The sequence below is a fragment of the Ancylobacter sp. genome (assembly GCF_965229075.1).
GTDB lineage: Bacteria > Pseudomonadota > Alphaproteobacteria > Rhizobiales > Xanthobacteraceae > Ancylobacter.
Window position 1 is genome coordinate 419,809 of the sequence record NZ_CBDDIO010000002.1, and the last position, 24,702, is coordinate 444,510.

Consider the following 24,702-nt stretch of genomic DNA (forward strand, 5'->3'; position numbering starts at 1 on the left):
CAGCTTGATTGTGGTCAGGTGGGGAGAGGTGGCGCAAACACCTTTTCCGACCGCTTAGCCGCCGTTGGCGGCTATCTCAGAATGCAGTTGTTTTTCAAAAAGTCAAACTTTGACGGTGCCTTGAACGTGACGGAAATTTCGCCCGCCCAATGCCGTGGAGCGCGAGGGATGCTCGGTTGGAGTCAGGCTGAGCTTGCGGCAGCGGCACAGGTGTCTCGTCCGACCATTGTCGACTTTGAGCGCGGCGTTCGCGTTCCGCACGCGGGTAATCTCGCTTCAATCGTCGCAGCGCTTGAGCAAGCCGGCATAGAGTTTACCCCCGAGAACGGTGGCGGTGCTGGTGTGCGTCTTCGCAAGCCATCGACGTCCGGATAGTCCCACATCCGCTGCGGCAGGTGCCCAAGAAACAACCACCTCTGCGCAGCCTCACTGCGATTCGGCCGCAGTTCCTTTGCAGCTTCTCTGCACCGCGACCGCCGATCTGTAGCGGTTCGGCTGCGCATCACCGACAGCAGTTTCACTTTAGGCATGGCGGTGAATGGCTACGTCGCTGCACACGCGGCGGCTTGCGGAACACTCAGGTGGCGTATTTTCGGAGAACTTGAGGTAAATTCGGTTGAGCTCGGCGCCTCTGGCGCGTTCTCTGCCGTTTTATCATAGTATCGCAGCGATGAAGTGCCGGCTCTTTTGAAGCCGGCGAAGCAGGACAGCTTGAGGGCAGGATAAAAGCGCGCACATTGCGCAGCGGTTGGGTCGTTGCGTTTGCTGATTATTTATCTGATTTCGACACATTGCGCCGCTCGACCGCAATGTGCGGGCTTCTCGGGAAGCTTGTTGATTGAACGCTTCGCCGCACATTTCCTTGGTCCAAGACTCCCTGGAGGGCGTCGCCCCTTGGTTTCAGATCGCAAGTCCTGCCACTTCTGGGGCGTAGCCGAAAAAACGGCTTCTCGGCAGAAACGCTGCCCCTGATCGAGGCGAGTCGCCTCTCCATCACGTGCCTGCACTGACCGCCGATGCCCCGTACGAGCTTCGCGCGCATGTTGGTGAAGTTCTGCCAGCAGCGTGCACCGACCGTCCTGTCGCCTCGCGACGCCGACCTGTTCCAGAACTGGCTCCTCGATCTACTCGCCGCGCGCATGCTTCCGCCCCTGACGGAGCGCGACTATGACTGGCACGCAATCGCTCACGCCTGTGATGTGGATCATACCGATCTGCAGCGTGCCGGCTCCGTGCTTGCGCCTGGCCTTGATGCCTTACGTCGTGAGTTGGCGCGCCGCGGCCACGTCACGGTGAAGCGTGCCGCGGCGCGCCGGGCACCGTCCGGCTTGGAGCGGGGCGCGCTCCATCGTGATGCTGACCGCCTGGACGCTGCGCCGCGTCGACGCGGTCCTCGGGCGAGGCCCATTATCGAGTTCCCCGAAAGCGACGGCCGGCCTTGGACCGACCCGCCCTCATTCGCCGATGCGCTCGATCTTCACATGCGCCGCCATGGCGACACTGCGATGCATCTCGCCCGTGTCCTTGAGGCGAGCGCGACCCAGGTCGATGCTACGGCACTCAATCTGTGGCGCCGCGGCGTGAAGGTGCCGCGCGCCTCCCGAAGTCTCGCGGCGCTGGAGCTCATCGAGCGGCGCTACCGTCTGCCGCCGGACTACTTCCGCACGAAACTGCCGAACGGAGACCGCTGCACCTCGGCGGGGACCATAGCCGGCATCAGTCGAGCCGAGCGGCGACGCCTCGCCTGGCACCTGCCGCATGATTTTGATCGGCGCCCGTTGAGGGAGAGGGAGGAGATCCTTGAGTGGGTACAGCGCGTGGTGATCACGGGGACGACCGACTATCGGCGCTTCCAGGCTGCCGCCATGAAGCAGCGCTATTCGATCCGGTTTCCCGGCCTGCTCGATGTGTCCTCCCGACCGCGTGGGCTCTACCGGTTTTGCCGGGAGGAGGATGGATCGCTGCCGGATCCGGACCTCGCGAGTGCGGCGCTCGATGCGCCGCCCCAGCTGGCCGAGGAGATGGCCGATCTCGTCCGGTTCAAGACGGCGACGCTGACCGCCTTCGGCTATCAGCGCAACGGTGTCTGGGGCGAGGAGACGGCATCCCAGAAGGTCGAGCATCTCGGTCTGATGTTCGGTGCGCTGGCGGCCTCACCCAGCGGCGCGGTCCACGGCTTCGGCGTGCCGCTGGAGAATCTGAGCTTTGGCCTCCTCGTCTTCCCGATCGTGTGGGACTGGTACATCCAATGGCGGGAGCGTCGGCGCGGCTTCTACACCGCGTGGGAAGTCGACATGCTGCGGATCGCTGCCGCGCTCACCCGCGCCGAGACAGGTTGGCTGCGGCAGAGCCCGCAGTTGGCGGAACGCATCCGTCCTATTCCCAATCTGATAACCGAGCGCGACGTTGCCACGGCCCGTGCTGACTGGGACGCGGCCTGCGAGCAGATGCACCGCCATGGGCTCGCCCGCGCGCGCGAGGTTCAGCGCGTAGCCCGTATCCATCGTGACCCCTTCGAGCCGATCATCGCGGTGCTGGAGGCCGACAGCCCTGTCGCCGAGTATCGCAAGATCACCGAGGAGATCCTGCGGCTGATGCCGGACGAGAAGCGCTACCCGCGCGGCGCGGCCGAGGCGGTGCGGGCTTTCCTGATGCTGCGGCTCGGCCTGCATCTCGGGCTGCGGCAGAAGAACCTGCGTCAACTCCTCGTCTGTCCGCGCGGCCGGCTGCCGACCTCGGAGCGGCGCCTAGCGGAGATGAAGCGTGGCGAGTTGCGCTGGAGCGAGCGCGACCGGGGATGGGAGGTGCTCATCCCCTCCGTCGCCTTCAAGAACGCGAACTCGTCCTTCTTCGGCAGTAAGCCGTTCCGGCTGATCCTGCCCGACCTCGGCGGCCTCTATCATTATCTGGAGGCCTATATCGACCGGCACCGCCGGGTGCTGCTGAAGCATGCTGCCGACCCGGGCACGCTGTTCGTCAAGACGGTGAAGCTGACCAGCAAGGATGCCGCCTACTGCCAGAACACCTTCTATGAGGCCTGGCGTCTGGCGATCCAGCGTTATGGCATCCACAACCCATACACCGGCCGTGGCGCCATCGAGGGCCTACTGCCGCACGGCCCGCACAATGTCCGCGACGTGCTCGCGACCCACATCCTGAAAAAGACCGGCTCCTATGAGCAGGCGAGCTATGCCATCCAGGACACCCCCGAGATGGTCGCCAAGCACTACGGCCGATTCTGCCGCAGGACAAGGCCGCTCTGGCAGCGCAGATCCTCAATAAGGTGTGGGAAGCAGCGTGAGGGTAGAACGCCTGATGCGCGAATCTCTCGCCGCCCGCGCTACGCGATGGCGTATTCCCATGTTGGCAATCCGCTTCAGCAGCGGGGCCGACAGCGGACTGGCCGGTTTTGGATGCCGCTGTGCAGATAGCAGCCGTTCTGCATCCGACCCCATTTCTGCCGTTCGCAGTCACACGACAAATTCCCGAAAGCTGTCGTCTTCAGCCGCAGATTGACGACATCGATACCTTACCAGACGCTAAACGAAAATGCTCATGCGCAGAACATGCTGTCTTTCTCAATCTATGGCTCGTCTGAGACAGCAAAGACGGGTATTGCGACGCTGGTGGGGCAAGCAGCGGCAGACGAGTTGATAGTCATTCCCCACGTCTTCGAACATGAAAAGTGACTGCGGAGTCTCAACATGGTCGCGGAATTCATCTGACCACAGCCGTCCAGATCTCAACCTAGTTGCGCAAACACCAAATCCAGACCGAGGCTGATCCGGGAAACCTCGCGAGCAATCAGAATATCGGCAGTGGTTTTCACAACAAGTGGATCAAGGGTTGCGGTCACGGTTGTCGCCGCCGCCCTCGCAAGAACGCCCTGTTCCAGTCTCGCGGCCGCGTCTCGCATAACAGGGGTGGCGAATTCCATCACGGCACTCCTAACTTCCGCAGCGGTTCTACTGATCGGGGCGGTCGCTGCTGCCAAACGGCCCGTAATTGTCTTCTCAATGTCGGAGAATGATTTTGCCGGAATTTCGCGTGGTTTCGAGCAGAAATATGCGACATTCAGGCTCGCGTTGTAAGCGATGGTATGAACCTTGTCGTCGGGTAGTGGACCGATGTCCTGAGGGGATATGTAGACGGAGTCTTTGGCGACCTCGGCTTTGTTGTAGGAATTGTTGAACTGGTGGGTGTCGGCTAGGTGAGGCGCAACGTAGAACACCGCGTTCGGATAGGTCGTTTCCAGATCGAGCAGGTTCTCATGTTGATCGGAAAGATCTCGACGCATCAACGCGATCCGAAAAAACGGGGACGACAGCTTTGGGCAGACGTAATTGGTCAGCTCGAAAGCGTTACTGCGCTTCATATGCTCCGGAAGTTTGAACTGGAAGAACTGCGGTTGACCCGGTAGGTTGATTTTGACGTCGTAACCTAAGGTCGCTTCTTGAACGAGATTGGGAAAGACAGGTGCGCCAGCAGGAGCGGTTGCCGAAGACCGAATGAGGTTTTCGGTGAATGCGTAGCCGTAAGAGAACTCTGTATAGCCGACCTTAACCACTGCTCTAATCCAATATTTTAGGTCGCGCCTGTCCGCCGATGCACCTTGTCCAGGTTCACTGGTGGCCCGAGATTACTGAAAAAGCAAGCGTTGCGGGCGGCGATCTATCTCCCCACCGGCGGATCTGATGACGCCGCTGAAGCCCTCAGGCTGGTTCTTGCCCTAGATCAGTATGTAGTCTCGAACGTCAGCAACGAACCCAGTCGCGCTCAAAACCCGCCAGTCCGCAACCCACCCCATTGCGGTCATCGCTGCGGGAGACCCCCATCACCGGCGCGACAGTGCAATCGGCGCCGAAGCCAATCCGACGGTTATAGGAGCCGGCTGGCGAAGAGCGGACATTTCGAGTTAGCGTTTCTCATTTCAGTGATGTGGCGGTCTGGCCAGTGGCTTTGGCCTAGACAGCGCTTCACTAGGCCGGGATCAAAACGCAGGCCGCTGGGTATATGGGCTTAGGGCTGAAGCTAGTGCAGTCCCGCATCAATCGGTTCGCCTGCATATTAAATGCTCGGCTCTTCCTCAGTGCTAGACCGATCCGCCTCAACGGGATCCGCCCATCCGAACCAGTTTTCGTGGGGGATATCATCATCGAGATGATGAAATCGGTTCTCCAGCAGTACCCTGAAGGCATCGAAATTCGGTGTCTGACGATTGCTGACCAAGCCCCACGAACTGGTCACAGCCATGATGAAGGTACGTACGTGCATCGGCCAATCGTCGGACCTGAGCCATGCTGGGTCGAACGGTGGGCCACCACCAGACATAAGTACTTCACTCGCTGCCGCCAGTTCGCGGCGGTATGCGTCCATTCCGCCCGCCGAGATCCTCGATGGATCGGCCTTCGCTGACTGGTTCAGGGCGATGTTGAGGATGATCGTTATCAACTCCCAATCCTTGATCCCTCTATCGTGCTGAGCCTGCAGCATTACCTTGATCCGCGGAACCTGCATGAGCCCCGGCACGACTTGAGCGGCGTACGGCCCGAGCCTCCTGTACCGGTTGGCGATCATCTCCATGGCCTTGGCCTTCGAATAGAGTACGGCGTCGCCCTTCGGCCCGATCATGAGTGGGTGCTCAAGCGGTTCGATCGACGGGCGCGGCCCGGCAACCGTCAAGGGCCCGGCGTCGCGCTCATGATCTGCCATTGCACGTGCTTCCTCCATGAGGTGGCCAGGAGGCCGCACGAACTCGACTTTCTTCCAGAGCCCTCGCTCCATCCGCGCTTCGAAGGCCTTCATCAGCATTTCCTGGGGAAGTGCGGAGACCTGGCGGAGGGTCTGCATCACGAAGGCAAGGCTTGATCGTGCTTCGCGCTCCAGCACTTCGGGATCGTTGGATTTGTCGTCGTCAATGGGCAGTGAGAGCACCCACGACAACTTTTCGTTGTCTGGCTCGTGTCGGGTATCCCACTTGGCGCTGCCGACCTCCAGGCGCAATTCGACCGCCGAGGGGATCACCACAAGATCGGTACTGGCCAGATCGGTCAGAGCAATCTGGAGTGTGGCAGCGAGTGCCTCTGCACGCCGGCGCAACCGCCGCGGCGCCAGTATCGTCCACTTTAGACCCAGCGCCTTCCATGAGATGCGCACCTCGCCCAGAGCGTCGTTGATGAAGTCCTGACCGATCTCCGCCTTCAGCTTGGAAACGACCTCATCATGCGACATGCCGAACCACGGCGGCGACTTGGTCGCCTTTTCTATGGCCTCCTTGTAAGCATCATCTACGTTCCAGCCATCGACGATGGCTCTGGTGCGCTGGACGATCTCGGGCGCAACGACTGGCGCGGTTGCGAGGATCACCGCACCATGCGCGATCGCACGCGCGAAGTCGTCATGTAGCTCGGCGTCATCGGGGTCAATCCGGTAGCTGGAGTGGATCGGCAGGACGAGACCAACGCAAGCGAGGTAACTCAGCATCTCGCCGGCGAGGAAGAACGTGTCCGCCAGCAAGAACCCGCTGCGGACAGACATCTCACCAAGTCCATCGTCGTCGGCCCTGACGATCGTATAGAGCGCCATGGAGGCGTGGTACCTAGCGGCATGGGGCAGGCGCAGTTCCGAGTACCACTGGGACAGCAGAAGCATGGCGAGCACCGATCCCCTAAGCGTCTCGGCGTTGAACCAGTTTTCCTTGGCTCGCTGCAACTGATCGATGGCGAGGAGCAACTGCCCCGATTCGGCAAATGCCACTGCTCGGTCACGCGCCAGGTCGCCTGCTGCGGCCTTGCCCTCGCGCTCCGACACCAACGTGTCGATCTTGTCGGTGAGATCCTGGAAGTCGGTGCGCGACCCCAGTGCTGGAGCAATGATCAGGATGAGGTCTGCCAGGGTCGACGCATCGCTCAATGGGTCTTCCGCCGCAATGTCGGCAGCACGCTTCCATGTCGATATGGCCTTGCCCGCGGCCTCGGTCGCGCCGTGGTGCCAGAAGTCCATCATCTCGACTTGGCCGCGCAGGCTGAGGAGCCGGAACTGGCTGGACCGCGCGGCATGGAGCTGCAGGCCTCGATCGACCGCCTCTGCCGCCTCTCCGACCCAGCCGTCGACCTCATCGGTCGCACCACGAAGGTTACCAAGCGCCCGTGCTGTCGAGGTGTAAGAGGCGAGATAGACGATGTCCTCGATGTCCTCGAGCGGCGCATCGATCGGCAGGGTCGAGAAGTACTCGCCGAGCGCCCCGTCCTCAGCATCGAGGAAGCCCTTCCCGCGCAGGGTGGCGACGGCGATCTCGTAGATAACCTTGCGTCGCAGCCCCGGGATATCTTTCAGAGGCTCCATTCGCCTGATCCACCGATCGAGATCGGGCCTGGCGTTCTGCTCGAAAGTGGCTCGGCGCATCCCGCGTTTGATCTCGAGGAACTCGGCTATGTTGGAGGGCCCACCGTCCAGTGGCTCGGCCAACCATTTCTCCTTCAGGGCTTGGTATTCCTCGTCCACCACGACCGGCGGGAAGAGCTCGGCCGGAACCGACAGGAATTCCTCGGCGATCCAGAATGTGTCGGGATCGGTCAGCATGTCCGAGATCGTCTGCCCATCGAGTAGCGTCAGCTTTGCATCGTATTGGGCCTGGCAGTGATCCTGCAATTTGTGACGCATCGCAACCGGAACGTCAGGCGCGCAGAGATAGGTCACCGCGTCCGGCCGATCATAGCCGCCGAAGATCGTCGCAAGATCCGATTTCACCTTGGCCTCAATGGCCTTGTTCAGCGTGCAAGCGAACACGATCGTCTCGTCCGAAGCCCTGGCGACGAAGGAGCTGCCGCCGATCGGAGATCTGCTCAGATAGGTGCGGTAGGTCTCGAAGTCCCGCCCTTGATCGCCCCCTGCCTGCACCGGGCCGGTGGCGCGTACTACGTTCGAGGCGATCCGCAGTCTCGACAATTCGAAGGCGAGATCCTCAAAGCGGTGATGCTCGTTGGATGCGCTCATCTGCTCGAGCTGGAAACGAATGTACTTGCGAAGGGAGATTCGGTTTCCGACCATTCGCTGAGCTTAACCTCTTCCGTCAAACGAAAAAACAGGCACACCAACATTCGCCACTATGGATGCCCTTCTTTGAAATCCTGCATGTCCCCCATGAACCCCACGTTTTATCGGGGCTCACGGGACCGAACCTAAAATACCCATACCGCAAACTGCGTAGATACTGGGACGGTGGCCCCACTGTGAAGGCGATGACGCTCTGGCTGCAACGCGGAGGGCAGCTTTTGGGAAATCGCCATAACGACCTGAACGGTTGGAATCGGGGCGCAAAGCAGACTTCGCTGCAAGGGCAGGCGAACGCCAAGTATGGGTCGTTGCCGCTAGGCCGGTCCGCCAAGCGTATCTTAGGAAAGACTCCCCCGCCGCATCTGACAAGTATTTTTGCGCTGCTGCACGCAGTTGTTCTGCGGCGTAGAATTGGCGCCTTGGCCAAGTGGGGGATGCCCGTGATCCTCCGCGCATGCGCCACTCGCGTCCGTTTCGTCAGAAGAGAATATACAGTGTGGGCAGCGATGCTCCATCGCCAGCTGCGAGCTTGGCTGGCGCACCGCTCTCAAAGATCCCGCACTGGGATGTGCGCGTCATTCGAGATGCTAAGCAAAACCTTGCGCCCGCTGACTCCGTCGAGCATGATTCCAAGGTCGCGCATGTCACCGACGACTGGCCGTCGAACGTTCCGATCACACCTGACGAGGTCGATGTTGTCGAAGCCTTCCTCAGGCAGGAGATTGATGCGCTGCTGAGGTGACGGTGCTGCCGAAGGGACCTGAGGGAAGCGATTGTGCCATGAACGTAACCTTGCCGATCACCAGCCGGGCCGCCCTCTATCTCCGCGTTTCTACCACGCGGCAGGCCGACGTTGACCTGTCCATCCCAGACCAGCGCCTCCAGACCGCTGCCTATTGCGAGCGGCAGGGCTGGTCCGTTGTGGCGGAGTATGTGGAGCCCGGTGCGTCGGCGATGGACGACAGCCGGCACGAATTCCAGCGGATGATCGAGCGGGCCAGCGATGACGATCGGCCCTTCGACGTTATCGTCGTCCATAGCTTCAGCCGGTTCTTCCGCGATGCCTTTGGGCTGGAGATGTACATCCGCCGCCTCGCGAAGCACGGCGTGCGGCTCGTCTCCATCACCCAGGAGCTCGGGGATGATCCGGCCCAGGTCATGATGCGGCAGGTCATCGCCCTATTCGATGAGTACCAGTCCCGCGAGAACGCCAAGCACGTGCTGCGGGCTATGAAAGAGAACGCCCGGCAGGGTTTCTATAACGGCTCCCGCCTGCCGCTTGGTTTCACCCTTGAAGAGGTCGAGAAGCGCGGCCATCGCATCAAAAAACGGATCGTCGTCGATCCCGTGGAGGCCGAGCTGGTGCGGCTGATGTTCGATCTCTACCTGCAGGGAGATGGCACATCCGGCCCCATGGGCATCAAGGAGATAACCAAGCATCTCAATGCGAAGGGCCACCGCACCCGCCTCGGTGCCCGATACGGCGTTGGCACCATCCACGGCATTCTGACCAATCCCGTTTATGTCGGGGAGTGGAGCTTTAACAAGCGCAGTTCCAAGACGGGGCAGGTGAAGCCTCAGCACGAGGTTATCCCGATCTCGGTGCCGGCCATCCTCGATCGCCGCACCTTCGACAAGGTACAGAAGGCACTTAGGGCTAAAAGCCCGCACAACAGCCCGCCACGGGTGATCTCGGGTCCGATCCTTCTGACCGGGCTGGCCTACTGCGCCTGTTGCGGCAGCGCCATGACGCTGCGCACCGGCACCTCGAAGAGCGGCAGGGTCTATCGCTATTACAGCTGCTCGACCTCCGGCCGGGTCGGCAAGTCCGCCTGCAAAGGGCGAACGGTGCCGATGGAAAAGCTCGACCATCTGGTCACACGCCATGTCGCTGAACGCGTCCTGATGCCCGAGCGGTTGGAGGCGCTGCTAAAGTCCGTCGTTGACCGGCGGGTGAAAGCCGATGCTGAGGTCCAGGCGCGGATCGATGAACTCTCTCGCGAAAGAACGACGGCGGAAGACAAGCTGCGGCGGCTCTACCAGCTTGTCTCCGACGGCATCACTGAGCCCGACGATATGCTCAAGGAGCAGATTGCCAAGCTCAAGGCAGATCGGGACCGTGCACATTCGGCGCTGGAGCGGATTGAGAATCAGGGTGCAGCCGCAAGCCGGCTTGATCCGGCCAAGCTTGCCCGGTTCGGGCAGCTCATGCGGTCAAACATCACAGAGGGCGATGTGCCGTTCCGCAAAGCCTATCTGCGGTCGCTTATCGACGCGGTCGAAGTCGACCAGCACGTCGTGCGGATCCAGGGGTCAAGGTCGGTGCTGGAAAGGGCCGTACTCGCCGACCGCGCCACCCAGCCGGGTGTTCGCGGTTTTGTACGGAAGTGGCGCGCCCGAAAGGATTCGAACCTCTGACCCCCAGATTCGTAGTCTGGTGCTCTATCCAGCTGAGCTACGGGCGCCCGGCTTTCCGCCGGAGCGGGAAGCCTGTTCGCGGCCGGTGGACACCGAAGTGGATGACCAACCGCGAGGGCCCGTCTGCTACCCCGTTTGCGCGGGCATTGCAAGCGGCAGCGACGCCGAACGAAACTATCCACAGGCCGAACGTGTCGCCGGCGGCGGCCCAGGCCCCCGGGAGCACCCGCCTCACCGCACCTCGAACGGCATGTTGGCGGTGGCGCCGGCGCCCTTGCCGTCGCGCAATTCCACGAAAATCCGGTAAGCACCCGGTGTGAGGCCGGAGACGCGGGCGCCGCTGGGTCCGCTCTGGCGCACCGCCTCGGGGAAGACGGGAGGCACCTGTTCGGCATCGCCGCCAATGCCGCGATCGGCGCTTTCGGCCATGACGAACCAGCGCACCTCCATCAGGTCGCCATCGGGCTCGACGGCGTCGAGGGTGAAGGCGCCTTCCTCGTCCGCGCTCCAACGGGCGAAAGGGGCGCTCGGGTCGCCCGCCACCCGCAACGAGGCGATGCGCGGCGCCTGGTTTCCGCCCGGCGGCTCCCCGCCCCAAGCCTGCGCCATGGCTTCCGCCGCTTCCAGCCACACGCCATCGGGCAGCAGCAGGCTGTGCCAGCTCGGCGTCACCTCCTGCTTCTGGCCCCAGAGGAAGAGGATGGCGCCGGCCCCCTGCTCGTCCAGGGCCGCGAGATAGCGGCGCAGCTGGATCGCCTTCTGGGTCGAGCTCGGCTCGAAGGGCGCGCCCCAGGGCGCGTGCGCCGCCTGCCATTGGCCGAGCGCGCCCAGCTCGGTGATGATGATCGGCCCGTCCCAGCCCTGCTTGCGCGCCCGCTCCGTCACGGAATAGAGGGCGTCGCCATAGGAATTAAGGCCAAGCACCTTGATGCTGGGGGCAGCGCGGCGCAGCTTTTCCACCTTGTCGCTGCCGGTTTCCGCCAGCACCGCGAGCGGAGGATGGGCGGGATCGACGCGGGCGACCATGGCCGCCACCTCCTCGATGACAGGCCACACCGCCGAATCATCGGCAAGGTCGACCTCCACCTCATTGCCGATGCCCCACATCAGCAAAGCGGGATGGTCGCGATACTTGGTCACCACGGCCTCCAGCTCGGCGAGCTGGCGGGCGCGGAAGGCGGCGTCGGTGTAATCGGCGCCCTGCCGCGGCTGGCCGACCCACAGGCCGGCAATCACCTTCATCCCCAGCGTGCCGGCCGCGTCGAGCAGCGGGCCGGGGTCCTCGCCATAGCTGCGCACGGTGGTGGCGCCGAGGCCCGGCAGCAGCGCCAGCGGCCCATCCCCGGCGACGCCACGCACGGCGAAGGGCTGGCCGTCGACGAGGAGGTTCCGCCCCTCCACCGTCACCTGCACCGGTTTCGCGCCCGGTGTGCCGGGAATCACCGGCGCGGAGAGATTGGGCTGCGCCGTGGCGCCGGAGCCCGCCACCAATGGCAGCGAGACGACGAGGCCCGCAAGCAGCGTCCGGCGGTTCAATCCGTGGCGCCAGGAGTGAAGCGAGGAATGGCGTCGGTTCACATCGCGTCCTTTCGCAGAGTGGGAGCGCGCGCCCCCGCCTCAGCCGAAGGCGCGCAGCGCGCGATGGGCATCGAGATCGACCGGCCGGTCGGGCACCCGCAACTGGAAGGTAGCGCCGATGGTGCCGGGGACCAGCTGCAGATCGCCGCCATGGGCCTGCATCAGCTCGGCGGCGATGGCGAGGCCGAGCCCGGTGCCGCCCCGGCTGACCGAACCCTGGAACGCCTCGAACAGATGCGCCCGCGCCCGTTCCGGCACGCCGGGGCCGGTATCGGCGACCTCGATGATGACGATGGCGCCCTCGCGCCGGCCGGTGATGCGGATCTGGTCGCGGGCGACATCGTTGGGCGCCCGCCCGCGCAGCGCCTCGGCCGCGTTGCGGCAGAGATTGAGCAGCACCCGGAACAGCTGGTCGGGATCGGCATCGACCATGAGATCGCGGTCGATCGATTCGACGAAGCCAATGCCGGTGCCGTCTTCACCCGTGCCGAGGCCGAGCGTATCGCGCACCTCGGCCACCAGCGGGCCCAGCGCCACCATGCGACGCTCCGGCGGCGGTTCCTGCGCCTTGCCATAGGCCAGCGTGTGCTCGCAATAGGCGATGGCGCGGTCCAGCGCCGCTTCCAGCTTGGGCGCGAATCGCTGCACCGCCGGGTCGCGTATGTCGGCCAGGCGATCGGAAATCAGCTGCACCGAGGCCAGCAGGTTGCGCAGGTCGTGATTGATCTTCGACACGGCGAGGCCAAGCGCGGCGAGATGGTTCTTCTGCTGCAACGTCTCGGCGATCTGGCGCTGCATGGTGGTGAGTTCGCGCTCGGCCTGGCCGATCTCGTCCATCCGCCGGTCGTCGTCGCGCTCCAGCACGGGCAGCGCCGGGTTGAGGCGGAAGGCGACCATGCGCTGGGTGAGGCGGCGCATCGGCCGCACGAACATCCAGGCGAGGCCGAGATAGACCAGCGCGCCGGTGAGCGCGGCGATGACCAGCGACACCAGCAGTACATTGCCGGTGAAGCGCAGCATCGCCTTGCGCAGCGGAGTTTCGCTGATGACGATCTCGACGAAGCCGTCGCCGCGCGGCGGGGTGCCGACGGCGCGGATGATGCGCCCATCCGGCGCCAGCAGCGTGTCGAAGGCTTCGCGCACCGCCTGCACCGGCCCGACATCGCGCACATCCGCGTGGTGGTCGACTTCCGGCGGCATGTCGGACGAGGCGAGCAGCCGGCGCGTGTCGTCGCGCTTGAGCGCCACGGTGATGGCGCCGACGCTGCGCAGCAGTTCCTGCGTCAGCTGTGGCGAGATCATGCCGTCCGGGGCGGCGTCCAGCACCAGCGCGGCGGTGCGGGCGGAGGCCAGCCGGTCGGAGAGCCAGTTGAGCCGGAACGCCGCGACCGCCGGCACCAGAATCAGCACCTCCGCCAACAGCACAAAGGCAAGGGTGAAGGCCAGCAGCTTGCCGGAAAGGCCGAGATGAAAGCCACGGCGCGCTTCCGGCCCCGGCGCGGCGCGGTCGCCGGACGCGCGAATCTCCCCCGCCCCGCCCGCGAGGCGCCGGCCTTCCGGCCGCGCGGCCTCGCCCGCCGGCAGGGCGGGCACGGCGACGCCATCGGTCCCGGCTTGCGAGTGCTTCGTCATACCCAACAGTGCTCTTTCCGCCTTCACATCACGGTGTTTGGTCCGCGAATGCGCCGCATCGGACGAAAGGATTACGGCGCGGAAACGACGGCGGATCAGGAAAGCGCGCTCCCTCCCCCCTCGCCGGCTCGCCTGCCACGACCGATCACATTCATGTAAGGTCGCGGGACGCGGTTGCCAGAGGCGGCGGAGCCCGCCGGCTGAGGAGCGGCTGTCGCGGGGGCCCGTGGATTGGCGGGCTCGCGTGGCATTGGCGCATTGACTCGGGCGGGAGCGCCCCCTATAAGCCGGCCAACCCACGGCTACCCGCCGTTGGAAGTCTCCTGCATCTGCGCTTCTTGGCCCCGGCTGGCTCCGTGGCGCGCCGGAAAGGGAAACGTCCGGCGGAAGGGTGGCAGATCGAACAAGCGGAGAGAGAACCGTGAAGCGCACTTATCAACCGAGCAAGCTCGTGCGCGCCCGCCGGCACGGCTTCCGTGCGCGCATGGCGACCCGCAACGGCCGCAAGATCATCAATGCGCGCCGGGCCCATGGCCGCAAGCGCCTGTCGGCCTGACCGAGCTTTTCGACCCCACATGGCTGGGGCGCGCCCCTCTGTTGCCTGAGGATCGGCGCCCTACCATGGACCGGCTCGTCAAGCGCAAGGACTTCCTGGCCGCAGCGTCCGCGCTGCGCGCCAATTCCGGCCCGCTCCTGCTTCAGGGCCGCGATCGCGCCGACCAGGCGCCGGCCCGTATCGGGCTCACCGTCACCAAAAAGCACGGCAATGCCGTCGAACGAAACCGCATCCGCCGCCGCCTGCGCGCGGCAGTCCGCGACGCCTTGCCACGCGCCGCCCAGGACGGTTTCGACTATGTGATCGTCGCCCGGCGCGCTGCGCTCGGCACGCCGTTCAGTGCCCTTATCCACGACATAGAGCGGGGTATCGCCCGCCTTCACTCAGGAAGCCGGCGCCCGCCCAAGCCTGCGCGCGCCGACGCCGCGCAACGCCCGCCGCGCGCCGACGGAGAGCCCCTGCCATGACGTCCGAAAACCGCAACATGATCCTCGCCATCGTCATGTCGATGGCGGTGCTCATTGCCTGGCAGTTCTTCTCCGGCGTGCCGCAGATGGAACAGCAGCGCCAGCAGGCCCAGCAGCAGGCGGCCCAGCAGGCCCCCGGCGCGGCCGGCTCGCAGGCCCCGGCCCCCGGCACCGCCGCCCCGGCCCCGGCGGCGACGCCGCCGCGTGCGCTGAGCCGGGCGGAAGCGCTGGCGCGCTCGCCGCGCGTCGCCATCGAGACGCCGAGCGTCATCGGTTCGGTGGCGCTGAAGGGCGGCCGGATCGACGACCTGTCGCTCAAGGGCTATCACGAGACCGTCGACAACAGCAGCCCGATCATCGTGCTGCTCTCGCCCTCGGGCGGGCCGAACCCGTTCTATGCCGAATTCGGCTGGGTGCCGGGCGCCGGCTCCAACGTTGCGGTGCCTGGCGCCGACACGGTGTGGACCGCGCCGGAAGGTGCGCGCCTGACGCCGGAGACGCCGCTGGTCCTCACCTGGGACAATGGCGCCGGCCTCACCTTCCGCCGCACGCTGACCATCGACGCCAACTACATGTTCCATGTGCTGGACGAGGTGGACAACGCCACCGCCAATCCGGTGGCGCTGCATCCCTATGCGCTGGTCTCGCGCCACGGCACTCCGCACACGCTCGGCTACTACATCCTGCATGAGGGCCTGATCGGGGTGACCTCGGAAGGCGGCCTGCACGAGATCAAGTACAAGGACATCGCCGAGAAGAAGGCCGAGACCTTCCCCTCGGTCGGCGGCTGGCTCGGCATCACCGACAAGTACTGGGCCGCCACCGTCATTCCCGGCTCCCAGGAAAAGGTGCAGGCGCGCTTCTCCGCCGCGCAGTCCGGCAACGACCTGACCTACCAGACCGATTTCCTCGGCGACGCCGTCACCGTGGCGCCCGGCGCCAAGGCCTCCACCGACGGCCGCCTGTTCGCCGGCGCCAAGGTGGTGCAGCTCGTCGACGGCTATCAGCGGCAGTACAATATCGACCGCTTCGACCTGCTGATCGACTGGGGCTGGTTCTATTTCATCACCAAGCCGCTGTTCCTGGTCATCGACTGGATCTACCGCTTCGTCGGCAATTTCGGTGTCGCCATCCTCGTCGTCACCGTGCTGCTCAAGGGCATCTTCTTCCCGCTCGCCAATAAGAGCTACGCCTCGATGGCGAAGATGAAGGCGGTGCAGCCGGAGATCCAGGCGCTGCGCGAGCGCTATGGCGACGACCGCGTCAAGCTCCAGCAGGAGATGATGGAGATCTACAAGAAGGAGAAGATCAACCCGGTCGCGGGCTGCCTTCCGATCCTGATCCAGATCCCCGTCTTCTTCGCCCTCTATAAGGTGCTGTTCGTCACCATCGAAATGCGGCACGCGCCGTTCTTCGGCTGGATCCGCGACCTGTCGGCGCCCGACCCGACGACCATCTTCAACCTGTTCGGCCTCATTCCCTGGGATCCGGGTTCGGTTCCCGTCATCGGGCACTTCCTCATGCTCGGCATCTGGCCGATCATTATGGGCTGCACGATGTGGGCGCAGATGAAGCTCAACCCGGCCCCGCCGGACCCGACTCAGAAGATGATCTTCGACTGGATGCCGCTGGTCTTCACCTTCATGCTGGCCTCCTTCGCCTCCGGTCTCGTCATCTACTGGGCGTGGAACAACACCCTGTCGGTGATCCAGCAGTCGATCATCATGCGCAAGAACGGCGTGAAGATCGAATTGTGGGACAATGTGAAAAGCACCTTCGTCCGCAAGAAGAAGCCCAAGGCCGGCTGAGGAAGGCGCGCACACCATGGAACAGGCCGACGACACGTCCGCCGCGTCGGCCTTCACGCCCGACGAGATCGAGGCCGGGCGACGCCTCTTCGCCGGCGAGTGGACCTTCCTCTCGGCGGCGCCGACCATCGCCACGCTGCCGCCCATGCGCACGATCGAAATCGCGCTGGCCGGCCGCTCCAATGTCGGCAAGTCGAGCCTCGTCAACGCGCTGACCGGGCGCAAGGCGCTGGCCCGCACCTCGGTGACGCCCGGCCGCACGCAGGAACTGATCTTCTTCGGCCTCGGCCCGGACCTCACCCTGGTCGACATGCCCGGCTATGGCTTCGCCAAGGCACCGAAGGACAAGGTCGACGCCTGGACCGCCACCGTGCATGCCTATCTGCGCGGACGCGCCAATCTCGCCCGCGTCTTCGTGCTGATCGATTCCCGCCATGGGCTGAAGCCGATCGACCGCGAGGTGCTGGACGGGCTCGACAAGGCGGCCGTCTCCTATGCCGTCGTGCTGACCAAGGCCGACCAGTTGAAGCCCGCAGAGCTGGCGCAGCGCGTGGAAGAGACGCAGGCCGGCCTCGCCCGGCGTCCGGCGGCCTTCCCACTCGTCTTTCCCACCTCCAGCCGCGACGGCAGCGGCATTGGCGAGCTGCGCGCGGCGGTGATCCGGCTGATGGCCGAGCGCGGCGTGCGCTGAGGCATCTTCCTGCGGATTGGCGCGTTAACGCCCCGCAGGGTTTGATCGCCGGCTTTTGACCCCTGTCATGGCCGCACCCTGTCGGGCGCGCGAAGGTCGCGCGCGTCAACCGCAGGAGCTTGCGATGCCCAAGATGAAAGCCGCCATCTTCGTCGAACCCGGCCGAATCGTCCTCGACGAAAAGCCGATTCCCGATGTCGGGCCGCTCGACGCGCTGGTGCGTGTCACCACCACCACCATCTGCGGCACCGATGTGCACATCCTCAAAGGCGAGTATCCCGTCGCCAGGGGTCTCACTATCGGCCATGAGCCGGTGGGCGTGATCGAGAAGCTCGGCTCAGCCGTGACCGGCTACAGCGAGGGCCAGCGCGTCATCGCCGGCGCCATCACCCCCTCAGGTCATTCCTATGCCTGCCTGTGCGGCTGCGGCTCGCAGGACGGGCCGGGCATGAAGCACGGCTTCAAGCCGATGGGTGGTTGGAAGTTCGGCAACACCATCGACGGTACCCAGGCGGAATATGTGCTGGTGCCTGATGCCCTCGCCAATCTCGCCCCGGTACCGGACGCGCTGACCGATGAAGAAGTGCTGATGTGCCCGGACATCATGTCCACCGGCTTCTCCGGCGCGGAGAGCGGCGCGGTGCAGATCGGCGACATCGTCGCGGTGTTCGCTCTCGGCCCCATCGGCCTGTGTGCGGTCGCCGGCGCCAAGCTCAAGGGCGCCACCCGCATCATCGGCGTCGACACCGTGCCGGAACGCCTCGCCATCGCCCGGCAGCTCGGCTGCAGCGACGTGGTGGACTTCAAGCAGGGCGATGTGGTGGAGCAGATTCTGGCGCTGACCGACGGGCGCGGCGTCGATGTCGCCATCGAGGCGCTGGGCACCCAGCACACCTTCGAAAGCGCGCTGAAAGTGTTGCGCCCCGGCGGGACCCTATCCTCGCTCGGCGTTTATTCCACCGATCTCAAGATCCCGCTCGGCGCCTTTTCCGCCGGCCTCGGCGACAACAAGATCGTCACCACGCTCTGCCCCGGCGGCAAGGAGCGCATGCGCCGGCTGATCGACGTGATCGCCTCCGGCCGGGTGGACCTGAAGCCGCTGGTGACGCATCGCTTCAAGCTGGACGACATCGAGGCCGCCTACGACCTGTTCTCGCATCAGCGCGACGGGGTGCTGAAGGTGGCGATCACGCCGTAGTACCGCATGGTGGAACCGTCCCGGCCACAGCGCAGCGAAGAGCCGGGATCGCGTGATCGCCTTCTGCGAACGATCCCGGATCGGTCCGTCGGACCGTCCGGGATGACGCGTCAGCCATCATTGGCGGAGCTGAGCCGATCGGTGGGGATATAGCCGCCCTGCTGGCGGATGCGCAGGCCCGCTCCGCCGCCGCTACTGGCTTGGCCGGGGGCGAGAAGTTCCACGCCGCCCTCTTCCAGCGCGCGCAGCACGCGCTCGGCCTCCGAGGGGTCGAAATCGTCGACCGCCTCGCCGCCGCGCTCGAACCGCTCCAGCCACTCCGCCGTGACCCGCGCCTTCTGCGCCAGTTCCGCCGCGCTCCAGCCCAGAAGGGCACGCGCGGCCCGGCACTGGCCGGCGGAAAGGGCGAGGCTGGCGGGAAGGGTCTCGGGCATGGCGGGCCTCCTGAACGACGGGGTCTGACCCGGATGAGGTAGGGCGGCGGGCGTTGATGTCACCCGCCCATAGCGGCACCGGGCGGGCGCCGCCGCAATGGCGTCACACCGCGTCGGCCGGCGCGCCGGTGAGCAGGGCGTGGATCGCCTGCGCGTCGCGGCACTGGCGCAGCTTGCGCGCGACCTCGGGGTCGCGCAGCAGCCGCGCCACCCGCGCCAGCGCCTTAAGATGATCGGCGCCCGCCGATTCCGGCGCCAGCAGCAGGAAGATGAGGTCGACCGGCTCGCCATCGAGCGATTCGAAGTCGATCGGCCGCTCCAGCCGGGCGAACATGCCGAACAGCCGGTCCATCTTCGCCAGCTTGCCGTGCGGGATGGCGATGCCATTGCCCACCCCGGTGGAGCCGAGGCGCTCGCGCTGGTTCAGCGTTTCGAAAATCTCGCGCTCGTCCCGCTTGAGCAGCGCCGCCGCATGGGCGGAAAGCTCCTGCAGGGCCTGTTTCTTGCTGCCGACCTTGAGAGTCGGAAACACCGCGGACGGTGACAGAATGTCGATCAGAGCCATGAAACGATCCGCGGCGTGGCGATCCGGGTCGGGGCGAGACGAAGCGCGCGAACCGCCGCAGCGGCCGCGCGCTTCCCATGAGGTCGGGGGATCAATGGACGTCTTCCGCCTGGGCGCTGGCCGGCGGGTCCACCCAGCCGACATGCCCGTCCCCGCGCCGGTAAACGACGTTGATGCGGCCATGACCGGCATGGCGGAACACCAGAGCGGTGGCGCCGGTGAAGTCGAGCTCAAGCACCGCGTTGCTCACCGAGAGGCGCGGCAGCGTCGCCGTCGCCTCGGCCACCACGGTCGGGCACCAGCCTTCCGTCGGCTCGGCGTCCTCATGGTCGGGGGCGGAGAACACGGTGAGCGGCACGGTCTCGCCGCCAGCGGCGGGCTCGGCGGCATTCTCGCCATTGGCGAGGCGGCGCTTGACCCGGCTCTTGTAGCGGCGGAGCCGCGTCTCAATCCGCTCCACGGCGGCATCGGCGCTGGCATAGGGGTCCTGCGCATCGGCATGGGCCTGCAGCACTGTCCCGCTGTCGAGATGCAGCGCGCAATCCGCGCGATAGCCGGACCCCTCGCGGGCGACCGTGACGTGGCCGGACCAGCCACCGTCGAAGTACTTGTCCATCGCCCCGGCGACGCGATCGGAAACGCGCTGCCTGAGAGCCTCGCCCACGTCGAGATTTTTTCCTGAAACCCGCAGCGGCATCGTGACTCGTCCTTCTGCTGGGGCGGGTCGGGAAGCGTTCGCGAATTCGCCCCTCGCCCTGCCCGAACTCCCTAACATGCCCGGCCGGTGCCACTAAGAGGTATGAGCCGGAAAGGAAAGTGTCAACGAGAAGCGGTGGACAGCGTACGTGAAGCTTGTGTGAAGCCGCCTCGCACGCCGAGGCACCGCGCTTCTCAGCCCCCGGCCACCGCCGCCTGCTTCTCGCGCCGGCGCTGGACCGAGGAGGGAATACGCATGGCCTCACGGTATTTTGCCACCGTACGACGGGCGATGTCGATGCCCGCCTCGCGCAGTCGCTGCACCAACGTGTCGTCGGACAGCACGTCGTCCGGGCTCTCCGCCTCGATCATCTGCTTGATGCGGAAGCGCACCGATTCCGCCGAATGCGCCTCGCCACCGTCAGAAGATGAAATAGACGACGAGAAGAAATACTTCATCTCGAAGATTCCACGCGGCGTCGCCATGTATTTGTTGGAGGTAACGCGTGAGACCGTAGATTCATGCATGCCGATGGCGTCGGCCACCATGCGCAGGTTCAGCGGGCGCAGATGCTGCACGCCCAGCGTCAGGAACGCATCCTGCTGGCGCACGATCTCGGTCGCCACCTTGAGAATGGTGCGGGCGCGCTGGTCGAGCGAGCGGGTGAGCCAGGTCGCCGTCTGCATGCAGTCGGAGAGAAAGGCCTTTTCGCGCTCGTTGCGGGTAATCTTCTGCACCCGGGAATAATAGGCCTGGTTGACGAGCACCCGCGGCAGGGTCTCGGAATTGAGCTCCACCAGCCAATTGTCGGCGCTGCCGCGCACGAACACGTCGGGCACCACCGGCTGAAGAATGCCGGAGCCGAAGGCAAGGCCCGGCTTGGGGTTCAGCCGGCGGATCTCGCCGACCATTTCGGCTAGGTCCTCGTCATCGACGCCGCAGACCCGCTTCAGCGTGTTGAATTCGCGCCGGGCCAGCAGTTCGAGATGGGCGAGCAGAGCCGCCATGCAGGGATCGTAGCGGTTGCGCTCGCGCAGCTGTATGGCGAGGCATTCGGCCAGCGAGCGCGCGCCGATGCCCGGCGGGTCGAAGGCCTGGATCACCGCCAGCACCTTCTCCACCGTCGCGAGCGGCGCGCCGAGCCGCTCGGCCACGCTGGCGAGGTCGGCGGAGAGATAGCCGGCCTCGTCGATGAGATCGATGAGGTTGTGGCCGATGAGGCGCTCGACGGGGCTGCTGACCGCCAGAACCAGCTGGGCTTCGAGATGGTCGGCAAGCGAGGTCTCGGCCGAGACGAAGGCTTCGAGATTATAGCCCTCGCCATCCGCCCCGCCGCCGCCCGCGCCGGTCCATTCCGAATAGGCCGGGCCTTCGCCGCTCGGCATCGGCGCCGCCGGCTCGCGGCCGTTATCGTCGGGGAAGACGTTCTCCATGCCGGTATCGAGCCGGTCCTCGATGGCGCTGCGACTCGTCTCCAACCGCTCCTCCAGCCAGTCGGAGACGCGCTCCTCGCGCTCATGCACCTGATCGGCCCGGGGATCGAGATCGGCGTCGCTGGTGCGCTCGCGCACCGTCCCGGCGTCCGCCTCGCCCTCGCCGGCGCGCTCGCCCTCCGGTTCGACCTGGCGTTCCAGCAGCGGGTTGCGCTCCAGCTCCGCCTCGACATAGGCCACGAGATCGAGATTGGAGAGCTGCAGCAGCTTGATCGCCTGCATGAGCTGCGGCGTCATCACCAGCGACTGGGTCTGACGGAACTCAAGACGCGGACCTAGCGACATGGCGCGCACTCTCCACGGGCGGCGGCAAGAGCGATGGGAGGGACCCGGTCCATGCTACAGACGGAACTCCTCGCCGAGATAGAGGCGACGGACGTCCTCGCTCGCCACGATTTCCTCGGGCGAGCCTTCCATCAGCACCGTGCCGGAATGGATGATGTAGGCACGGTCGATGAGCCCCAGCGTCTCGCGCACATTGTGGTCGGTGATCAGCACGCCGATGCCGCGCTCGGTCAGCTGGCGCACCAGCGCCTGAATGTCGCCCACCGCGATCGGGTCGATGCCGGCGAACGGCTCGTCGAGCAGCATGAAGGTCGGGCGCGAGGCCAGCGCACGGGCGATTTCCACGCGCCGCCGCTCGCCGCCGGAAAGGGCGATGGAGGGGGACTTGCGCACATGGGTGACGCGGAACTCTTCCAGCAGTTCGTCGAGCTGGCGCTCGCGCTCACGCCGGTTCGGCTCCACCACTTCCAGCACGGCGCGGATATTGTTCTCCACCGACAGGCCGCGAAAGATGGAGGCTTCCTGCGGGAGATAGCCGACGCCGAGGCGCGCGCGCCGGTACATGGGCAGATGGGTCACATCGTAGCTGTCGAGCTCGATGCGGCCGGCATCGGCCTTCACCAGTCCGGTGATCATGTAGAAGATGGTGGTCTTGCCGGCGCCGTTCGGCCCCAGCAGGCCCACCGCCTCGCCGCGCCGCACATGCAGGCTCGCCCCGCGCACCACCTGCCGGCCGCCATAGCTCTTGGCAAGGCCGACAGCGTTGAGCATGCGCTGCTCGCCGGCGATCGCCTCCGGCGCACGCGACGCAGGGACGGCCGGCGCGCGCCGGGGATCGCTGGCGCGGGCGGAGGCGGGCGCATCGCGCGACGGGCGCAAATCTGCCGCCAGCGCCGCCTCGAAATCGGCCTGGAACCGGGCCTCAATGTCATCGGCGCCCGGCGCCGCTTCGTTGTGGCCGTCGCCACCGCGCACCGGCGCGGACGCTGAACCGGAATGTTGCGACGCTGACTTGCCGCGTCCGACGATGGTCGAGAAAAGACCCACGCGCACCCTCCGTGGTGAAATCACCACCGGGAAGGTGATAAACGTTCAGGACGCCGCTGGCAAATCGCGATGCAAGAAGCGGGCCGGAGTGAGGCAAAAGCCAGAAACGGTGTCTATGCACCCTAGGATGAGCCGATCGCCGGCCGTCACGCGCCCGCCCGCCGTAGGGCTGCGGAACGGCAAAGCGCCACCCGATCAGGCGGCACCGGCGGGCTCAGGGCGCCGGTTTAGGCTTTGCCGCCGGCGCGGCCGGCTTGGCACCCGGGAGCGCGCCGTCCGCACCCTTCATGCTGTTGGGCACGATCAGGCTTTCGATGCGTCCACCGTCGAAGCGCGACAGGCCGGTGGTGAGATCCACGGTCAGCTTCTTGCCGCGAATGACATTCGGGCCGGAGGTGAGCACCACGGGGTTGCCGGTGAGCGTGATGGTGTTCGCCTTGGTCTCGAACACGCCCTGGTCGCCAGTGGCGGTCTGCTCCTTGGTGGTCACCACCACCGAACCGTTGATCTCCAGCCGACGGATCGCCGAGGAGTTGATCGGGCTTCCCGCCGCCAGCGCGTCGCCGGAAGCCGCCGCCGGCTTTCCGCCCGGGGCGTCCTTGCCGCCGGCCGCGTCCTTGCCGTCATAAAACACCACCAGTTCCTTGCAGCGCATGGTGGTGTCGCCCTGCTGCACCACGACATTGCCGCTGAACACCGCCTGCTTCTGCTGGTCGCGTACTTCCAGGCTGTTGGCGTTGATGCGGATCGGCTCGTCGCGATTCGACGCAAAGCCCTGCAGGGCGTTCGGCACATTATTGGCCTGCGCCAGCGCGGCGGAAGACGCCCCCGCGAGGCCGGCGGCGAGGACGAGGGCGGCGAGGCCGGAACGGGCGAAAGCGAGGGGCATGTTCATGCCGACATGTCTACCTGCCCCGCGCCGGGGGTTCAATGAGGGCGAGATCACGGATTGATGCCGACGGCTGGCGCGGGCGCAGCGGCGCCGGACGGAGCGACCGCCGACGGGGCCGGCGCTGCCGGTTTCTCGGCCTCCGCTTTCTCCGGCGCCGGCATCTTGAAGTCGAGCTGCACATTGCCGACGAGCAGCGCGCGCGAATCCTTCTGCGACACTTCCAGCGTGTCGGCGGTCAGCTTGCCGTCGAGATAGGTCAGCTCCACCGGGCTCTTCGACACCAATGTGCCGCCCTTCACGTCGATCTCGGCTTCCTTCAGCCGCCCGCCATAGCCGGAGGAGGTGTCGAAGATCACACCGCCGTCGAGCGTCAAATTCTCGGTCTTGGTGTCGTAGCTGCCGCCGATGGCGGTCAGATTGGCCCAGCCCTTGTCCGCCAGCTCAAGCTTGGCCTCGATCTTGTCGAGGGTGATGCGGTTGGGCTGCGTCAGATCCTGCGAGGCGGAAAAGGCGGACACGTCATAGCCGCGATTGTCGGCGGTGAAGCCGTGCAGGCGGGGAAATTCCATCTTCACCTGCGTGCCCGACAGCGACACCCGCCCGAGATCGAAGGGCAGATCGACGCCGAGGGTGAAGGGATCGAGATAGTTGATCGCCACGGTGACGCCGAGGGCCGTGATGACGCCGAGCGGGAGGGCGACGCGCAGGAACCGCACCCGCCGGCTGTGCCGCCGAGCGTTCTTGAACAATTTCGCGCGCCGGGCGTCGTGCGCGGCGACATGCGCCGACCCACGGCGGGCCACCGGCTCGCTCGTCTTCGCGCCCCGCACCGCGGGGGGTTCGACATGTTTGTTCATGCGCGACGGTTCATCCCCGACTGACGGCC

Annotated in this window: 19 protein-coding genes, 1 tRNA gene and 1 pseudogene; 9 read left to right on the forward strand and 12 right to left on the reverse strand. The window is 65.5% G+C overall.

The window, feature by feature from the left end:
* Positions 1 to 81: 81 nt before the first annotated feature.
* Both ACO07Z_RS08055 and ACO07Z_RS08060 read left to right on the forward strand, forming a co-directional pair.
* On the forward strand, positions 82 to 375 hold the full coding sequence (locus ACO07Z_RS08055; protein ID WP_421698241.1) for a helix-turn-helix domain-containing protein: 294 nt from the start codon (positions 82 to 84) through the stop codon (positions 373 to 375).
* A gap of 665 nt (positions 376 to 1,040) precedes the next feature.
* Positions 1,041 to 3,301: pseudogene (locus ACO07Z_RS08060) on the forward strand (hypothetical protein).
* Between the two features lie 441 nt (positions 3,302 to 3,742).
* Here the strand turns inward: ACO07Z_RS08060 and ACO07Z_RS08065 are convergent.
* On the reverse strand, positions 3,743 to 4,567 hold the full coding sequence (locus ACO07Z_RS08065) for a hypothetical protein (protein WP_421698242.1): 825 nt from the start codon (positions 4,565 to 4,567) through the stop codon (positions 3,743 to 3,745).
* Between the two features lie 500 nt (positions 4,568 to 5,067).
* Positions 5,068 to 7,995 (reverse strand): hypothetical protein, encoded by a 2,928-nt coding sequence (locus ACO07Z_RS08070; RefSeq protein ID WP_421698243.1) that lies wholly within the window; start codon positions 7,993 to 7,995, stop codon positions 5,068 to 5,070.
* Positions 7,996 to 8,551: 556 nt separating this feature from the next.
* Here ACO07Z_RS08070 and ACO07Z_RS08075 point away from each other — a divergent pair.
* Positions 8,552 to 8,797, forward strand: a complete 246-nt coding sequence (locus tag ACO07Z_RS08075) for a hypothetical protein (RefSeq protein ID WP_421698244.1) — start codon at positions 8,552 to 8,554, stop codon at positions 8,795 to 8,797.
* 38 nt (positions 8,798 to 8,835) lie between these two features.
* Positions 8,836 to 10,473, forward strand: a complete 1,638-nt coding sequence (locus tag ACO07Z_RS08080; protein WP_421698245.1) for a recombinase family protein — start codon at positions 8,836 to 8,838, stop codon at positions 10,471 to 10,473.
* On the opposite strand, the gene ACO07Z_RS08085 is transcribed toward ACO07Z_RS08080, so the two are convergent.
* The 3 genes from ACO07Z_RS08085 to ACO07Z_RS08095 all read right to left on the reverse strand — a co-directional run bounded on the left by ACO07Z_RS08085 (position 10,444) and on the right by ACO07Z_RS08095 (position 13,683).
* A tRNA-Arg gene (locus ACO07Z_RS08085) sits at positions 10,444 to 10,520 on the reverse strand. The two genes, ACO07Z_RS08080 and ACO07Z_RS08085, sit on opposite strands and share 30 nt — an antisense overlap.
* Positions 10,521 to 10,704: 184 nt before the next feature.
* The gene (locus ACO07Z_RS08090; protein ID WP_421698246.1) at positions 10,705 to 12,009 is read right to left on the reverse strand and encodes a glycosyl hydrolase; all 1,305 of its coding nucleotides are present in this window, start codon (positions 12,007 to 12,009) and stop codon (positions 10,705 to 10,707) included.
* Positions 12,010 to 12,090: 81 nt separating this feature from the next.
* Complete coding sequence (locus tag ACO07Z_RS08095; protein ID WP_421698247.1) at positions 12,091 to 13,683, reverse strand: ATP-binding protein; 1,593 nt, start codon at positions 13,681 to 13,683, stop codon at positions 12,091 to 12,093.
* A 421-nt stretch (positions 13,684 to 14,104) separates the two neighbouring features.
* On the opposite strand from ACO07Z_RS08095, the gene rpmH reads away from it, so the two are divergent.
* The 5 genes from rpmH to ACO07Z_RS08120 all read left to right on the forward strand — a co-directional run bounded on the left by rpmH (position 14,105) and on the right by ACO07Z_RS08120 (position 18,403).
* On the forward strand, positions 14,105 to 14,239 hold the full coding sequence (gene rpmH / locus ACO07Z_RS08100; RefSeq protein ID WP_013165198.1) for a 50S ribosomal protein L34: 135 nt from the start codon (positions 14,105 to 14,107) through the stop codon (positions 14,237 to 14,239).
* A gap of 65 nt (positions 14,240 to 14,304) precedes the next feature.
* The gene (gene rnpA, locus ACO07Z_RS08105) at positions 14,305 to 14,706 is read left to right on the forward strand and encodes a ribonuclease P protein component (RefSeq protein WP_421698248.1); all 402 of its coding nucleotides are present in this window, start codon (positions 14,305 to 14,307) and stop codon (positions 14,704 to 14,706) included.
* Positions 14,703 to 16,514, forward strand: coding sequence for a membrane protein insertase YidC (yidC, locus tag ACO07Z_RS08110; protein ID WP_421698249.1), 1,812 nt, complete (start codon positions 14,703 to 14,705; stop codon positions 16,512 to 16,514). Before rnpA ends, yidC begins: the two co-directional genes overlap by 4 nt.
* Before the next feature lie 16 nt (positions 16,515 to 16,530).
* A complete protein-coding gene (gene yihA / locus ACO07Z_RS08115; RefSeq protein WP_421698250.1) occupies positions 16,531 to 17,205 on the forward strand; it encodes a ribosome biogenesis GTP-binding protein YihA/YsxC in 675 nt (224 codons plus the stop codon).
* 124 nt (positions 17,206 to 17,329) lie between these two features.
* The gene (locus ACO07Z_RS08120; RefSeq protein WP_421698251.1) at positions 17,330 to 18,403 is read left to right on the forward strand and encodes an NAD(P)-dependent alcohol dehydrogenase; all 1,074 of its coding nucleotides are present in this window, start codon (positions 17,330 to 17,332) and stop codon (positions 18,401 to 18,403) included.
* Between the two features lie 110 nt (positions 18,404 to 18,513).
* Here the strand turns inward: ACO07Z_RS08120 and ACO07Z_RS08125 are convergent, their stop codons facing one another.
* From ACO07Z_RS08125 to ACO07Z_RS08155, 7 genes are all read right to left on the reverse strand, one after another.
* On the reverse strand, positions 18,514 to 18,837 hold the full coding sequence (locus tag ACO07Z_RS08125) for a helix-turn-helix domain-containing protein (protein WP_421698252.1): 324 nt from the start codon (positions 18,835 to 18,837) through the stop codon (positions 18,514 to 18,516).
* Between the two features lie 103 nt (positions 18,838 to 18,940).
* Entirely contained in the window at positions 18,941 to 19,402 is a 462-nt protein-coding gene (gene ptsN, locus ACO07Z_RS08130; protein WP_421698253.1) for a PTS IIA-like nitrogen regulatory protein PtsN, read from the reverse strand.
* Positions 19,403 to 19,493: 91 nt separating this feature from the next.
* Complete coding sequence (gene hpf, locus ACO07Z_RS08135; protein ID WP_421698254.1) at positions 19,494 to 20,099, reverse strand: ribosome hibernation-promoting factor, HPF/YfiA family; 606 nt, start codon at positions 20,097 to 20,099, stop codon at positions 19,494 to 19,496.
* 194 nt (positions 20,100 to 20,293) lie between these two features.
* Entirely contained in the window at positions 20,294 to 21,877 is a 1,584-nt protein-coding gene (gene rpoN, locus ACO07Z_RS08140; RefSeq protein ID WP_421698255.1) for an RNA polymerase factor sigma-54, read from the reverse strand.
* A gap of 54 nt (positions 21,878 to 21,931) precedes the next feature.
* Positions 21,932 to 22,924 (reverse strand): LPS export ABC transporter ATP-binding protein, encoded by a 993-nt coding sequence (gene lptB / locus ACO07Z_RS08145; protein ID WP_421698256.1) that lies wholly within the window; start codon positions 22,922 to 22,924, stop codon positions 21,932 to 21,934.
* Between the two features lie 214 nt (positions 22,925 to 23,138).
* On the reverse strand, positions 23,139 to 23,819 hold the full coding sequence (locus ACO07Z_RS08150; protein ID WP_421698257.1) for an LptA/OstA family protein: 681 nt from the start codon (positions 23,817 to 23,819) through the stop codon (positions 23,139 to 23,141).
* A 47-nt stretch (positions 23,820 to 23,866) separates the two neighbouring features.
* Positions 23,867 to 24,673 (reverse strand): hypothetical protein, encoded by an 807-nt coding sequence (locus tag ACO07Z_RS08155; protein WP_421698258.1) that lies wholly within the window; start codon positions 24,671 to 24,673, stop codon positions 23,867 to 23,869.
* Positions 24,674 to 24,702: the final 29 nt, after the last annotated feature.